Genomic DNA, 14,171 nt, shown 5'->3' on the forward strand with positions numbered 1-14,171 from the left:
CCAACTCACCAGAGGAGACCACACATGGGCGACATCAACATCGGCGTGAACCAGGCGACCACCGAAGTCGGCAACGGCGTCGGCAACCTCGTCCTCGGCGGCGCTTCCGCCACCGCGACCCAGACGGTCGGCAGCGATCACTTCGGCTTCGGCTCGCACGGCGGCGACTTCAACTTCGGCCAGAACGAGGCCCTGAACCAGTCCGGCAACGGCGCCTTCAACCAGATCCTCGGGCCGGTTTCGGCCACCGCGGACCAGCACATCGGAAGCGAGCACGCCGGCTTTGAGCCCGGCTTCGGCGGCCTCAGCGGCATCCCCGGGGTGGGCGACATCAACATCGGCGTGAACCAGGCCTTCAACATCTCGGGCAACGGCGCCTTCAACGTGCTCGGGCCGACCTCCGCCGACGCCCACCAGGACATCGGCAGCGTGCACGCCGGACCCGTCTTCGAGCCGCTGCACTTCGCCTGACCGGCGTTCCCTTTCACCCTTCCTTCCCCTCCCTCCCGCCTTGCCCTCCCTGCCCCCGCAGGGAGGGCTTTTTCGCCGTCCCGGGTTTGGGCCCTCAAGCTGGCGTCTCGCGACCCTGTGGCCGGCGTCACTGCGCCGGATGCGAGCATAGTCGATGATGGATCATCGAAGACCCCCCCAGCTTTGGGAGACCATCATGCCACTCTATGATCTCGCCATCCGAAGCGCCCAGGGCCAGTCCTGGCGCATCGAGCAGCGCTATTTCCTCGACGAAGACGACGCGCTTCAGGCCGCCATCGCCCAGTACGAAGACCTCCTCGAAAGCGAAGAGCCCGACGGCCAGGAATGGGAAGTCGAGGTCCGCGACCGTTCGGGGACGGCCCTGCGCCTGGGCATGGCGCCGCCGCCGCATGGCTGGACGCTGCACTGAACCCGACCTCAGGGCGTGGACGCCAGGGCGCCGTTCCTGGCCAGCCACTCCGAGGCGCGGCGGCGCCCTATGGCGCGCAACTCGGCCAGGAAGCGGGGATCCGTGTCGAACTTGCTCTGGGCGCCCAGCCCGCGCAGTTCCTCCTCCGCATCGATCATGTGGACGTTCAGCCGCTTGAAGCGCGTCGCGTCGAGGACGCCCTCCTCGACCAGCCCGGAGACGAACGTGATCGCGCGCAATTCGCGCTGCAGGCTGGAATTGAAGCTGATGGTGTTCACCCGGTCAGCGATCTCCTGGGGCGTCGTCGGCAGCCTGGTGATCGACCTGGGATTGATCTGGATGATCAGCACGTCCTCGCAGGTCGTGTTGTAGATCACCGGAAAGATGGCCGGATTGCCCAGGTATCCACCGTCCCAGTAATAGTCGTCGCCGATGCGCACGGCCTGGAACACGGTGGGCAGGCAGGCGGAGGCCAGGACGTGGTCCGGACCGATCTCCGTCTGGTCGAAGACGCGCAGGTCTCCCGTGAGGACGTTGGTCGCGCACAGGAAGAGCTTCACCCGCCCGTCGCGCAGCAGACTGAAATCCACGAGCTGCTCGAGAATGCGTCTAAGCGGATTGTAGTTGAGCGGATTGAACTGATAGGGCGAGAACGCCCTCCCCCAGACTTCCGCCGCCGCCCAGGCCCACGCCGCCGCAGCCGGCCCGAACATGGCGAATGTCGCAGGCCCGAAGCGCGGCGCGCCCTCGTGCGAGACCCGGTCCCAGAACGCGTCCAACAGGGAGCGCGCGCCCTCATGACCCCCGCTCGCCAGTCCCGCCGCAAGCATCACGGCGTTCATGGCGCCGGCGCTCGTCCCCACTACGCCCGGGATTTCGAGGTCGTCCTCCTCCAGCAACCGATCGAGGACTCCCCAGGCGAAGGCGCCATGCGATCCCCCGCCTTGGAGCGCGATGTTGACGCGCAGGCGAGAGGGCCCAGGTCGGCCCGCATCTGCGGCGCCGACCAGGCGACCGTCCTCAGTCAGGTCGTCGGACAGGCCTTCGGTCATTTGGCCAGCAGAGCATCGTATTGCTCGGCCGTAAGGTAGCCGCTCACCGGCGCGCCGCGGCTTCGCTGGTAGCCCATGATGGCCTCACGGCTCAGCGGCCCCAGGATGGCGTCGACTGGTCCCGTGTAAAGTCCGAGCGCCTTCAGCTTCTCCTGGATTTCCTGGCGTTGGCGGGCCCCCATCTTCGTCTCGTCCAGCGGCGTTTGCGGTTCCGTTCCGGACGTGGGGGCGCCCTCTCCCGGTTCCGTCGCAGCCTTGGCCAGCGCGCCGGCGGCGGCCTGCCGGTTGGCTTCGGCCTTTGCTCGCACCGCTTCTGCGACAGCGCGCTCGGCGTCGGCCTGCGCCTTTGCGGCGTCCGCCTGCGCGCGTTCGGCGTCGGCCTGCGCCTTGCGGGCCTCGGCCTGGGCCCGGACGACGTCGGCGCGCGCCGCCTCCGTCTCGGCCTTGGCCTGCTCGACCCTGCTGGCCTCCTCCCGCGCCTTGCGCTCGGCGACTTCCCGCGCCTGGCGCTCCGCCTCGAGTCTGGCGGCCGCGGCCGGATCCGGGTCACTTTGGCGCGAGGTGAGCGAAGCCGGCTGGAAGGGCGGAGCCTTGGGTGGGATCGGCCGCGACAGGCTGACGTCGGGAGGGGTTCCCACCACGATGCCCAGGTCTCCGTTCGCTCCCGCCCGGACAGCCTGAGCCAGGCTCACCTCGGATTGGCTCAGGACCTTTGCGAGCCCATCGGCCGCCTGCTCGCTGAGCGCGTCGATGCGGGAGACCGGCGCACGGGCCGAACTGGACAGCACGGCGACGGTGTTGCTGGGGAGCGAAGCGCTGAACTGGGGCCTGGCCTCGAGCCCCTCGATGATGGAGCCGAAATCGGGCGTGGTCGGCAGCACGAACACTGCCGCAGTTTTCGCGTGGCTCGCGATCTGGGCGATCGTGGGCACCGACAGCCCCCGCGACAGCAGGTCCGTCGCGCGGCCGATCTCGCTGTTCTTGGACAGGAAGAAGGTCTGCCCGGCCCACGTCGCCGTGTGGCCGATGACGAACACCAGGGCGATGTCGGCGGCCTCGGCCTTCGACTGCAACTCGCGGAGGGCGGCTCGAGCGGCGGCGTTGCTGGGGTTGGCGCTGAGCGCCACGTCGAAACCCCTGGCGGTCAGCGCGTCGGCCAACGCTGTGGCGCGCTTCACTCCTACTGTCGACTTCGGAAGCTTATCGTAGTCCTCGGCGGCGAGGACCAGGGCGATCTTCCCGGCGGCATGCGCCCGCGCCGTCCCGAACATCACGCCGCAGAGCGCGAGAACCGCCACGAGGCAGGCCGAGGAGATCACCCGCAACCTTCGGATTATATCTTTCGGCCAATACCCGACAGACTTAATCCTGAGACGCCCCGTTGACCGGATGGAACTCATGGCACCGCTCCGAGTGTTGGGCTATCATCGCTGACGCTGCTATTTTTCTGCAGAAAGCCGAGATCTAGGGGAGTTCTCCGATGGGATTGCGGCTGCGGTTCAACCTAATCCTTGCAACTTGCTATCTGCTGTGCCTGGGTCTCTCCGTTGTGCTCTTTTACCAGATTTCCCGGCGCGAAGCCATGGAACAGCTGCAGAGTCAGATCGATCTCCTGAGAGCCCAGGCCCTGTCCGTTCGGCGCTACACCTCCGAGGAAATCCAGCCGCTCCTCGCCGACCAATCCAGTCTCCAGTTCCTGCCCCAGACGATCCCATCCTTCTCGGCGCAGACCGCCTTCCGCAACTTCCGGGACTTCTACCCCCAGTTTTTCTACAAGGAGGCCGCGCTCAACCCGACCAATCCGGCCGACCTTGCCAAGGACTGGGAACGGGACATCATCAACCGCCTGCGCGCGGATCCACAGCTGGACAAGGACGTCAGCATCCGGACCACCGATACGGGGGCCCACTACACGGTGACCTACCCGCTCGTGATCAAGAGCGCGTCCTGTCTTGAGTGCCATTCCACACCCGAAAAGGCGCCGCCCTCCATGGTCGCGCTCTATGGCCCAAAGAACGGTTTCGGCTGGAAGCTCAACGAGACCATCGGGGCCCAGATCATATCGGTGCCGATGAGCGTCGCGGAGTCGCGCATCTGGAGGAACCTGGCCCTGTTCGTGGGCGCGTCCGCCATCGTGTTCCTGTTCCTGATGGCTTTGCTCAACGTGATGCTCAACCGGTACGTAATCAGTCCGGTGATGCGCATGGCCAAGACCGCCGAGGCGGTCAGCATGGGCGACGCCTCGGTGCCCGAGTTCGAATACGCCGGGTCGGACGAGATCGCGTCACTGTCCCGTTCGTTCAACCGCATGCGGCGCAGCCTGGATAGCGCGATGAGCATGCTCGACAAGTAAAGGGGCGAGCGCGGGGGGGGGGGAAGGAGGCGTCGATGGGCGTAACCGGTCGGCATGATGGCGGGATCGGGATCCAGAGCGTCCCGGCTCTCGTCCCGGCGCGCGTCGGCAAGTACCGCATCGACGGCATCATCGGGCGCGGCGCGATCGGGCTCGTCTACAAGGGACACGACGAACAGATCGACCGCCCCCTGGCGATCAAGACCCTCCGGCCGGAGGTGCTCGAAGATTTCGGCGAGAAAAACGAACTCCTGAAGCGCTTCGCCGCGGAGGCGAGGTCCGCTGGCCGCTGCCTCCACCCCAACATCGTCACCGTGTTCGACTTCGTGGAGCACGAGGGCGCGCCCTACATCGTCATGGAGTTCGTGGACGCCGGCACGCTGGAGAATGTTCTGAAATCGGGCGCCCTGCTGCCGATGCGGCAGGTCGGCGAGATCATGGCCCAGCTCCTGTTCGCGCTGGGCTACGCCCACTCCAAGGGCGTGATCCATCGCGACGTGAAGCCGGCCAACATCCTTTGCCCGTCGGCGGCCTCGATCAAGGTCTCGGACTTCGGCGTCGCCCACGTGGATTCGCTCAACCTCACCAAGCCGGGCGGCATGGGGCCGGTCGGCACCCCGAACTACATGGCCCCGGAGCGTTTCCTCGGGCGGCCTGCGGACGCGCGCTCGGATCTCTTCTCGGCGGGCGTGGTCCTCTTCCAGCTGCTGACCCATGCCAAGCCGTTCGTGGCGACCGACCTGCCGGACCTGATGCGTAAGCTGATGAACGAGCCGGCGCCGGCGCCCTCCTCGCTCCGACCGGAGATCTGGCCGGAACTCGACGGCGTCGTGGCCCGGGCGCTCGCCCGCAACCCGGACGACCGTTTCGCGTCGGCGGAATCTTTCGTAGACGCCCTCAACGCCGCCGTCGACGCGCGCCCAAATGACCTCGCCCCTCCCCTCGACCTCAGTTGCCTGTCCATGCGGTCGACCAGGCCGACCGCCTCGGCCAAGGAGGAGCTCAATCGGACCATGGCCGACCGGCTGTCGCCGACCGCCCTCGAAAAATTGAGCCAGTCCCTTGCGCGGGCGCTGGGCCCGATCGCCAGGCTCATCGTCAGGCAAGCCTCCCGCGAGGCGACCGATGCGGAGACGCTGGTCGCCACGTTGGCACAACACATCAAGACGGAGCCGGAGGCGGCGTTCTTTAAGCGGATGGCGACGGAGACGCTGCTGGAGGACATCGGTCTCGCCGCCGCGCGGATCGAGGAGGCGATTTCCGAGACGGAGCGAAGGGTCATCGTCGATGCGCTCCTGCCCCTGATCGGGCCTGTCGCCCGCGTGCTGGTCGCAAGGCAGGCGGAGACCGCGGTGGGGCGCGACGACTTCTATGGGCGGCTTGCGGCCCGCATCCCCAACGAGATCGACCGAGCGCATTTCCTCGCCCTTCGCGACAAGCTGCGCCCGGCGCCCCACGCGTGAGGGGCTGACGCATGTCGGAGCCGCCTACCCCGCCCCCTGCTCCGGCCACCCGCCGCCGTCGCCTCCGGGCCGTGCTGGCGGCGGACGTCGTGAACTTCACCGGGCTGGTTTCGATCAACGAAACGATCGCCCTCGACTCCCTGCTGGTCGCTCACAAGATCGCCCGGGAGGAACTCGCCGAGCACGGGGGCTGGCTGTTCGGCTTGCCCGGCGATGGGATCTTTGCCCTGTTCGAGAGCGCGGTGGACGCGGTGCGGTGCGGTCTGGACATCCAGGATCGCCTGGACGCCACCGGCTCACGCCAGCTCCGGTTCCGCATCGGCGTCCACCTGGGCGAGGTCCTGTTCCAGGACGAGGCGCCTTTCGGGGAGACGCTGGTGATCGCTGCGCGCCTGGAGGCTCTGGCCGAGCCGGGCAAGATCCTTGTCTCCGAGGCGGTGCGCGAGGCCGTGGCGCCGCGGATCGTCGCCAACTTCAGCGAGGCGGGCTTCTTCAACTTGAAGAACAGCCCCCGCCGCATCGAGACATTCCTGGTGACGAGCGTGGAGGCGCGCGGCGGCGCCCTCGACGCCACCGCCAGCGGGCTCGACAGAACGGTGCTGGCCCGCCCCCAACCCGAGGTCGACGAGCTCCGGGTGGAGCCGCGCCCGGCGATGCGGCTGCCGCAGGCGGCGCCGCTTGTGGTGCGCCCGGTCGAGCCTGCGCCCGATGCCGATGCGCAGCCGACGACGGAGACGCCCTCCCCCGTCCCTTCCGCCCAAGCGCCCTACACGCTCGCCTTCCTGGACGAGGTGACATTGCTTCTCACCACGCATCTGGGACCGGTGGCGCGCGTGCTCGTGCGCAAGCACGCGGCAGCCGAAACCGACGTCGCGGCGCTGATCGAGCGCCTCGCCCGACAGATCCCCACTGCGACCGAGCGGCTCGAGTTCTCGGAGCACGCCGCGGCGGCGGTGCGCCGCAAGCTCTGACTCAGCCGAATTCGGCAAGCTCCTCCAGTTCGTCCACGTCCTTGATGACGATCCGGCCGCCATCCTGGATCACGAGGCCGTCGTCGCCCCAGCGGCTGAGCAGCTTGTTGAGGCTCTCGCGGGACATGGCGGTCCACTGCGCCAGTTCCCCCTGGGTGAGCTTGATCTGGATTTCGACGCCGCGCGCCGTCTTGCGGCCATGCTCGGCCGCGAGGTGCCCGAGGATGCGGGCGAGACGCTGTGGCCCCTGTCGCAAGGTGGCGTCCTCCATCCGCGCGCTTGTCCAGCGAAGACGGGCGCACAGGACCTGAATCACGTTGCGGGCGATGCGCGGGTCGCGGTCGAGCGCATCGAAGAATACGCCGCGGGATATCGAAACAACCTGACTGGGCGCCATGGCGGAGGCGCCGGCCGTCCGGCCGCTGCCGTCCAGCATCCCGATCTCCCCGAACAACGCCCCCGGCGTGAGCACATTAAGGGTGACTTCGGCTCCCGCGGCCGACACCGTCCAGATGCGGATGCGGCCGTCCACGACGATATAGAGCGCATCGGAAGGATCGCCGGCGCTGAACAGCAGCTCGCCTTTGCCGAGGGGCCGACGCTGCATCCGTCGCGCGATCTGCGCCAGGACCTCCGGGTTGGCCCCGGCGAAGATCTCGAGGCTCTCCAGGCTCACGGCCCCTTGGCGCTCCGACATCGTCCTGCTCCCACGCTGGTCCGCGCCCCCGCGTCCGGGAGTATAGGCCGCCGCGCGGCGCGGCGCCCACGCCCCCTTCCGGGCGCCTGTGGCGCGGGTCACAGCGCCCTCGCGCGCGCCCGCGCACTCTCCCGTGACGACCGCCCGGGCGCCTGCGCTCCGGCGGCCGATCGCAACGGAGGCGCGCCATGCCGCACGACGGGGAACGGGGACACCATCATCACCACCATCACGATCACGGCGATGACCACGACCAGTGGCGGGAGCAGTTCGGCTCCGGGCTCCACCAGGGCCATGGCGACGGCGACCACAGCGGCCCGGGGCACGCGCGCCATGACGGCTTCCACGACCCTGGCGCCCCGCACGACTCCTTCGGCCAGGGGCCGGACGGCGCCGCCGCTCACCACGACGGCTCGTCAGGCCAGCCGGGCCCGGTCGAGCCGGCCCACGGCGACGGCGCCGGCCACCCGGGCGGGACTGATTTCGGCCTCGACGGGCATGGCCTGGACGCGTTGCTGTTCGGCCACCTCGCCGACCAGTTCGGGTCCCCTGGCGCTTCGGGCGCGCCCATCGTGATCATCCCGATCGAGCACCTGGACCTGACCCTGGTGAACCTGGTGCAGAACACCCTGGTCGAGAACACCTCGGTGATCTTCAACGCCGCCCCCGGCGGCGCCATCGACGTGGCGGGCAACGTGAACGCGCTCGGGTCCCAGACATCGCTCGTCGACCACGCGCCCACGGCGCCCGACCAACACCTCCTGGCCTGAGCCCAACGCAGAGGCCCCCTCCCGGGGGCCTCTTCCTGTCTGGCCCGGTAGCGACGCTCCTCCGTTGTGACCCGGGCCACAGCATCGCCGGGCAGGCCCGCGCAAGCTCTTCTCTGACCACGATGTCTCCCGCACGGGGAAGCGCCATGAACACCCGAGATTTCACGACCGCCCAGGGACAGCTCAAGAGCGCCATCGCCGCGCTGCGAGGACCCTTTCTCGGCGCCAGCGCGATCAGTTGCATCGGCAACGTGCTGATGCTGACCGGGCCCGTGTTCATGATGCTGGTCTACAACAAGGTGCTGTCCAGCAAGAGCCTGCCCACGCTCGTGGTCCTGTGCATCCTGGCGATGCTGCTCTACGGCTTCTACGGCCTTCTCGATATCCTGCGCGGCAAGCTGGTGGCCCGGATCGGGATCACCTTCGACCAGCGGCTTGCGCCCACGCTGTTCAACACCACGCTCCGCCTGCCCCTGCATTTCGGCCCGCATGCGCGCGAACACGATCCGCTGCAGGACCTCGCGACCATCCGCAACTACCTCATGGGCCCCGGTCCGGCCGCGCTGCTCGACCTGCCTTGGATCCCGATCTACTTCACCATCCTGTTCCTGGTGCACCCGGTGCTGGGATTTTCCGCGGGCGCCGGCGCGCTTTTCCTGGTGCTGCTCAGCATGGTGAACCAATGGGCCACCTCGGGCGCCTCCATCGCGGCCAGCCGGGCCCAGGCGTCCATGATGACCATCCTGTGGGACGCCAAGCGCAACTCCGAAGCCGCCGCCGCCATGAGCATGGGCGACGACCTGTGCAAGCGCTGGGGCGCCGGCTACGTCTACGCCACCCACCAGGCGCGGCAGCTGGCCGACCACGCCAGCGTCTTCGGCGCCGTGGCGAAGACAGCGCGCCTCGTGCTGCAGTCGGGCATGCTGGCGATCGGCGCCTATCTGGTGATCGAGAACCTGATGTCGCCGGGCTCCATGATCGCCTGCTCAATCATCCTGTCGCGGGCGCTCGCGCCGATCGACCAGGTGATCGGGCATTGGCGGGGCAGCGCCATGGCGTGGCAGTCGCTGAAGCGCCTGCGCGCGCTCACGGCACGGTTGCCGCAGGTCTCGCGCCAGCAGCACGGCATGCCCCGCCCGCGGCAGAGCCTCTCCGTGCGCGACGTCGTGATCGTCCCGCCCGGCGGATACGCCCCGACGGTGGCGGGCGTGTCCTTCGAGATCGAAGCTGGCGACGCGTTGGGGATCATCGGCCCGAGCGGCTGCGGCAAGTCGACCCTGGTGCGCGCCCTCGTGGGCGCCTGGCCTGCGGCCCGCGGCGAGGTCCGGTTCGACAACGCCCTCATCGGCCAGTACTCGCCCGACGCGCTGGCGGACGCCATCGGCCACCTGCCCCAGAACATCGAGCTGTTCGACGGCACCATCGGCGAGAACATCGCGCGCTTCCGCAAGGACGCCACGACGGAGCAGATCATCACGGCCGCCAGACTGGCCGGCGTGCACGACATGATCCTGAGCTTCCCGCTCGGCTACGATACGCCCGTGGGCGAAGCCGGCGCGATCCTGTCGGGTGGGCAGCGGCAGCGCATCGGGCTGGCTCGCGCGGTCTTCGGCGACCCCTTCCTCGTGGTTCTGGACGAGCCCAACTCCAACCTCGACCCCATCGGCGAGCAGTCGCTCAACGAGGCGATCCAGCGCATGCGACAGAAAGGCCAGATCGTGGTGATCGTGGCGCACCGGCCGAGCGCGATCTTCGCGGCGAACAAGATCCTGTCCCTGCGCAACGGCCGAGCCGAGATGTTCGGCCCCAAGAACCAGGTCCTCGCCGCCCTCTTCCCGCGCATGGGCCAGCCCCACAAACCGGCCCCTGCTCCCGCTCCTGAGCAGGACTCCGCGTCCCTCCGGCCTGATCAGATCGCCGGCGCGGAGCCCGCGGCCGGGCAGCAGACGACCGACGCCCGCGTGACGAGCCTCGACGAAACCCGCCTGTCCCGCACGAGGGCGACTGCAGCCCAGGGGCTGTGACGGCCCTCACTGCGCCGGCCCGGCGCGGCTCCGACAGTGGCCAGCGACGGCCGGGCTTGGCCCGGCCTCCGTGCTGGAGGACGCCATGGCAGACTTTGAATTCGCAGCCGACCTGGTCGAGAACACGTCGGCCATGCGCCGGCTGATGCGCTCGTTCTTTCTCAGCTCCACGTTGATCCTCGCGGGCGTGGGAGGCTGGGCCGCCTGGGCGAAGGTGGACAGCGCCGTGCTGGCCCAGGGCTCCTTCGTGGTCCAGTCCAGCGCCCAGGCGGTGCAGCACCTTGAGGGCGGCGTGATCGGCGCGATCCTCGTGAAGGACGGCCAGCGCGTCGAGGAGGGTCAGGTCCTGGTCAAGCTGGACGCCGCGAAGGTGATCGCCGACCTGGCGATCCGGGACCGCAAGCTGATCGAACTCACGGCCCAGAAGGCCAGGCTGGAGGCCGAGCAGGCCGACAGGGCCGTAATGGCGACGCCCCCTCCGCCTTTGCCGACCCGTGAAGCGCGGAGCGCCTACGCCGAAGCGATCGCCGCCCAGCAGCGGCTGCTGACCGAGCGGCTTTCGACGCGCGCGAGCCAGCTGTCCCAGCAGCAGGAGCGCAAGCGGCAGGTCGAGGCGCAGATCGCAGGGCTGAACGACCGCATCACCGCCATCAAGGAGGAGATGAAGCAGGCGACAGGCGAACTGACGGACCTGCGCATGCTGGACGCGAAAGGCCTGGTGCGCCGCCCCGTGCTGCGCCAGAGCGAGCGGGAGGTCAGCCGCCTTCGCGGCGAGCTGGGCGACACGGAATCCCGCGTCGCGGGAGCGCGTTCGCAGCTCAGCGAGGCCGAGTTCAAGATCGCCGAAATCGTCAGGACGGCCCGCTCGGAGGCGTTGACCCAGCTTCAGTCCATTTCCGCACAGTTGGCGGAAGTCCAGGAGGATCGCCTCGCGTCGCTCGACCGCATGCAGCGCCTCGAAATTCGCGCGCCACGGACGGGGCTCGTCCACGAACTGGCCGTCCACACCGTCGGGGGCATCGTGGCGCCGGGCCAGAAGCTCATGTCGATCATTCCTACGACGGATCCGCTGCTGGTCAACGCCCGGATCCCGCCGGATGAAATCGACCAGGTTCGGGTGGGGCAGGACGCGGTTGTCCGGATCAGCGCCTTCAAGCTTCCGGTGACGCCCGAACTGAATGGTCACGTCACGGGCGTGTCCGCCGACCAGGTCGTGGACGACCACACGGGCCAGCCGTACTTCTCCGTGAAGATCGCCATCGCGCCGGGCGAGCGGAGCAAGCTGCAGGGCAAGGACCTGGTTCCAGGGCTCCCGGCTGAGGTCATGATCCTGGGCGAGCCCCGGCGCGTGATCACCTATCTGGTGCAACCCATCACCGACAAGCTCAACCTCGCCCTCCGCGAGAAATAGGAACGTCCTTCGGCGACCTCGGGCGCGGCTTTGCGAGCCGCGCCCGTTGGCGTTTGAGAGAGCCGGAAGGGCGAACCCGGCGGCCTGTGACAGGCGCCACTGCGGGCTTGGCGGGAAAGCGAGACGCTCAGGTCATCCACAAGGGAGACCTGACCATGACCCGCTCATCTTCTTTCTCCACCGAAGGCGCCCACCTCGTGATCGTCGGCTCTCGCACAAGCGCCGCCGCGCTTCCGCAGCCCGCTCCAATGTCCCTCGCCGAATGCATGATCGCATGGTCGACCGGCCTGGGTTGCATCGTCGCCATGTGGATCGGCCACGTCTTCTGAATAGAAGCAGGCTCTCTTGTCGATAAGGCCCTCCATTTCGGAGGGCTTTTCCTTTTTCCTCGCATCTTCTTCATTTGTTTTTTGGCCCTGTGACGCGCGCCACAGCGCGGAAATGCGCCCTGCGCCATCCTAACATCATCGGGGACGGAACAGAGAACCTCCCGATCTCGACAGAAGTCCTTCACATCAAGACCAGAGGAGACAAGACATGGGCGACATCAACCAGGGCTCGAACCAGGCGGTCACGGAAGTCGGCAACGGCGTGGGCAACGTGGTGCTCGGCGGCGCTTCGGCCACGGCGACCCAGAGCGTCGGCAGCGAGCATTTCGGCTTCGGATCCCATGGCGGCGACTTCAACTTCGGGCAGAACCAGGCCATCAATGAGTCAGGCAATGGCGCCTTCAACCACATCCTCGGGCCGGTATCCGCCACCGCCGACCAGCACGTGGGCAGCGACCATTTCGGATATGAGCCCTATTCCGGTCTGCCGGGGAGCGGCGACATCAACCAGGGCTCGAACCAGGCGCTCAACATCTCCGGGAACGGCGCCTTCAACGTGCTCGGCCCGACGTCCGCCGACGCCCACCAGGACATCGGGAGCGTGCATTCCGGTCCTTGGTTCGAAGTGATCCACCCGCTCTAAGCCCGTTCATTCCCTGCAGCGCCCTCCCTGCCCCCCGGCAGGGAGGGCGTTCTGCTTTGGGCCGTCTTGAAACGAGGGCGACCGGGCTGCGGCGCACGATTCTGCGATACGGCCCACCTTACGCCGTCGTCGATGCGCCCCTGTGACCAAGACCACTGAGGCCGGCCGCGCCGTCGCTAGACTGAGACTCAAGGTGCGCCGCGCCGCGGCCCCGACCTTTCCGACATCCAGGGGAAACACCCATGCGCAACTCGTCGCGGTGGGCGGGCGCGATGTTGGCGCTTGCCATGCTTCAGTGCGGTTCGCCTGCGGGGGCGCAGGAACAGGGCGCGCCAACCACATCGAGCTTCCTCGCCGTCGGCGCCAAGACGCAGCCGATCAACGGCTGGACGGTCTTTTGCCAGCGCTATTTCCCCGAATGCGAGACCAAGCCTCTCGAGCCCCGCACCATGACGCTCGACGCGGATGCCTGGTCATTGCTCCAGAGCGTGAACGCCGAGATCAATGATACGGTGGAAAGCGTCACGGACGCTGATCACTGGGGCATTGCCGAGCAGTGGGATTATCCGCTGGATGGACGTGGCGACTGCGAGGATTACGTTCTGGCCAAGCGCAAGCGCCTGATGGAGCTCGGCGCGCCTCGCCAGGCCCTGTTGATCACCGTCGTGCTCGACACCAGCGGCGCCGGGCACGCCATCCTGATCGTCCGGATGGACAGGGGCGACTTCGTCCTGGACAACCTGACCTCGACCATCAAGCCCTGGAGCCAGACGGGCTATCGCTACCTGAAGATGCAGTCCCAGGAAGACCCGAACACTTGGCTCGGGATCACCTCGGACGAGACGACCCCGGTCGCTGCGTCCGCCCGGCCTCCCCGGGCGGCCTCCCTGGCGCGCCTGCATCCTGGGCCACGCAACGCCATGGCGAAGGCGCGCTAGATTCTGCCGTCGCGCGATCTCAAAAGGCTGGAGTCGCTTCCAGGCTCCACCTCCTCAGAGACCGTCCGCCTGGTAAGATTGGCGGGAACTTCGCCAGACCACGGCTCGTTTTTCTGAGGGCTCGGGCGGCTCCCAAAAAGACAAGCTGACGTGGAGGCTTCCATGGCTAGCAGTCACCATCTCCTGGCCCTCGCAGTGGGCGGACTCACAATCGTTGCAAGTCCAGCGCTCGCCGGCCCTTGCACCGATCGAATCGCGCAATTCGAAAAGACCTTGGCGAGCACCGACGCAGGTTCTGGCCCGACGGGATCCATCAGCAAAGGCGCCTCCGGCGCTTCGCAACAGCAGGGCGCGTCCGGCGCCCATCCGCCGACCGCGCGCATGAACCAGGCCACAGGCGACAAGGCCGCCTCGCCTGCTGACGTTCGTGCCCAAACGCAGGGCGAGAACACCGCCTCGAAGGGGGGAAGCCCGCCCATCGATCCGGCCATGCAGGCGCTTGCTCGCGCACGCACCGCTGATGCCCAGGGGAACGCCGCGGAATGCAACGCCGCGTTGGACCAGGCGATGAAGGCCACACAAGCCAAGTGATCGGGTCCGCGGGGCAGCCAAACCTCGC

15 protein-coding genes are annotated in these 14,171 nt (G+C 68.0%); 12 read left to right on the forward strand and 3 right to left on the reverse strand.

Going from position 1 to position 14,171, the window contains the following annotated elements; all coding sequences use genetic code 11:
- The first annotated feature begins 24 nt into the window (after nucleotides 1–24).
- Together SLNSH_RS08025 and SLNSH_RS08030 are read left to right on the forward strand one after the other, a co-directional pair.
- The gene (locus SLNSH_RS08025) at nucleotides 25–471 is read left to right on the forward strand and encodes a hypothetical protein (RefSeq protein ID WP_106336163.1); all 447 of its coding nucleotides are present in this window, start codon (nucleotides 25–27) and stop codon (nucleotides 469–471) included.
- 196 nt (nucleotides 472–667) lie between these two features.
- Nucleotides 668–901: a hypothetical protein gene (locus SLNSH_RS08030; protein ID WP_106336164.1), complete on the forward strand. Its 234-nt coding sequence runs from the start codon at nucleotides 668–670 to the stop codon at nucleotides 899–901.
- An 8-nt stretch (nucleotides 902–909) separates the two neighbouring features.
- Here the strand turns inward: SLNSH_RS08030 and SLNSH_RS08035 are convergent, their stop codons facing one another.
- The gene (locus SLNSH_RS08035; protein ID WP_106336165.1) at nucleotides 910–1,953 is read right to left on the reverse strand and encodes a patatin-like phospholipase family protein; all 1,044 of its coding nucleotides are present in this window, start codon (nucleotides 1,951–1,953) and stop codon (nucleotides 910–912) included.
- Complete coding sequence (locus SLNSH_RS08040; RefSeq protein ID WP_106336166.1) at nucleotides 1,950–3,272, reverse strand: peptidoglycan-binding domain-containing protein; 1,323 nt, start codon at nucleotides 3,270–3,272, stop codon at nucleotides 1,950–1,952. Before SLNSH_RS08040 ends, SLNSH_RS08035 begins: the two co-directional genes overlap by 4 nt.
- A 263-nt stretch (nucleotides 3,273–3,535) precedes the next feature.
- On the opposite strand from SLNSH_RS08040, the gene SLNSH_RS08045 reads away from it, so the two are divergent.
- From SLNSH_RS08045 to SLNSH_RS08055, 3 genes are read left to right on the forward strand one after another with little or no spacing between them, the layout of a single operon-like run.
- A complete protein-coding gene (locus tag SLNSH_RS08045; protein WP_245422134.1) occupies nucleotides 3,536–4,306 on the forward strand; it encodes a Tll0287-like domain-containing protein in 771 nt (256 codons plus the stop codon).
- Between the two features lie 35 nt (nucleotides 4,307–4,341).
- Entirely contained in the window at nucleotides 4,342–5,769 is a 1,428-nt protein-coding gene (locus tag SLNSH_RS08050) for a serine/threonine-protein kinase (RefSeq protein ID WP_106336168.1), read from the forward strand.
- Nucleotides 5,770–5,780: 11 nt separating this feature from the next.
- Nucleotides 5,781–6,740, forward strand: a complete 960-nt coding sequence (locus tag SLNSH_RS08055; RefSeq protein WP_106336169.1) for an adenylate/guanylate cyclase domain-containing protein — start codon at nucleotides 5,781–5,783, stop codon at nucleotides 6,738–6,740.
- A gap of 1 nt (nucleotide 6,741) precedes the next feature.
- On the opposite strand, the gene SLNSH_RS08060 is transcribed toward SLNSH_RS08055, so the two are convergent.
- A complete protein-coding gene (locus tag SLNSH_RS08060) occupies nucleotides 6,742–7,437 on the reverse strand; it encodes a Crp/Fnr family transcriptional regulator (protein WP_106336170.1) in 696 nt (231 codons plus the stop codon).
- 188 nt (nucleotides 7,438–7,625) lie between these two features.
- Between SLNSH_RS08060 and SLNSH_RS08065 the strand changes: the two genes are divergently transcribed.
- The 7 genes from SLNSH_RS08065 to SLNSH_RS08090 all read left to right on the forward strand — a co-directional run bounded on the left by SLNSH_RS08065 (nucleotide 7,626) and on the right by SLNSH_RS08090 (nucleotide 14,143).
- Nucleotides 7,626–8,207, forward strand: a complete 582-nt coding sequence (locus SLNSH_RS08065; RefSeq protein ID WP_106336171.1) for a hypothetical protein — start codon at nucleotides 7,626–7,628, stop codon at nucleotides 8,205–8,207.
- Between the two features lie 146 nt (nucleotides 8,208–8,353).
- Nucleotides 8,354–10,231, forward strand: coding sequence for a type I secretion system permease/ATPase (locus tag SLNSH_RS08070; protein WP_158266715.1), 1,878 nt, complete (start codon nucleotides 8,354–8,356; stop codon nucleotides 10,229–10,231).
- Between the two features lie 85 nt (nucleotides 10,232–10,316).
- Nucleotides 10,317–11,642 carry an HlyD family type I secretion periplasmic adaptor subunit gene (locus tag SLNSH_RS08075; protein ID WP_106336173.1) on the forward strand — a complete coding sequence of 442 codons (1,326 nt, stop codon included), beginning with the start codon at nucleotides 10,317–10,319 and terminating at the stop codon, nucleotides 11,640–11,642.
- Between the two features lie 155 nt (nucleotides 11,643–11,797).
- Nucleotides 11,798–11,971, forward strand: a complete 174-nt coding sequence (locus tag SLNSH_RS24855; protein ID WP_158266716.1) for a hypothetical protein — start codon at nucleotides 11,798–11,800, stop codon at nucleotides 11,969–11,971.
- Between the two features lie 208 nt (nucleotides 11,972–12,179).
- Nucleotides 12,180–12,614: a hypothetical protein gene (locus SLNSH_RS08080; protein ID WP_106336174.1), complete on the forward strand. Its 435-nt coding sequence runs from the start codon at nucleotides 12,180–12,182 to the stop codon at nucleotides 12,612–12,614.
- A gap of 242 nt (nucleotides 12,615–12,856) precedes the next feature.
- Nucleotides 12,857–13,552 (forward strand): transglutaminase-like cysteine peptidase, encoded by a 696-nt coding sequence (locus tag SLNSH_RS08085; RefSeq protein ID WP_106336175.1) that lies wholly within the window; start codon nucleotides 12,857–12,859, stop codon nucleotides 13,550–13,552.
- Nucleotides 13,553–13,714: 162 nt separating this feature from the next.
- Nucleotides 13,715–14,143 carry a hypothetical protein gene (locus tag SLNSH_RS08090; RefSeq protein ID WP_245422135.1) on the forward strand — a complete coding sequence of 143 codons (429 nt, stop codon included), beginning with the start codon at nucleotides 13,715–13,717 and terminating at the stop codon, nucleotides 14,141–14,143.
- The last annotated feature ends 28 nt before the right edge of the window (nucleotides 14,144–14,171 follow it).

The organism is Alsobacter soli (genome assembly GCF_003004785.1).
In the GTDB taxonomy this organism is placed as follows: domain Bacteria; phylum Pseudomonadota; class Alphaproteobacteria; order Rhizobiales; family Beijerinckiaceae; genus Alsobacter; species Alsobacter soli.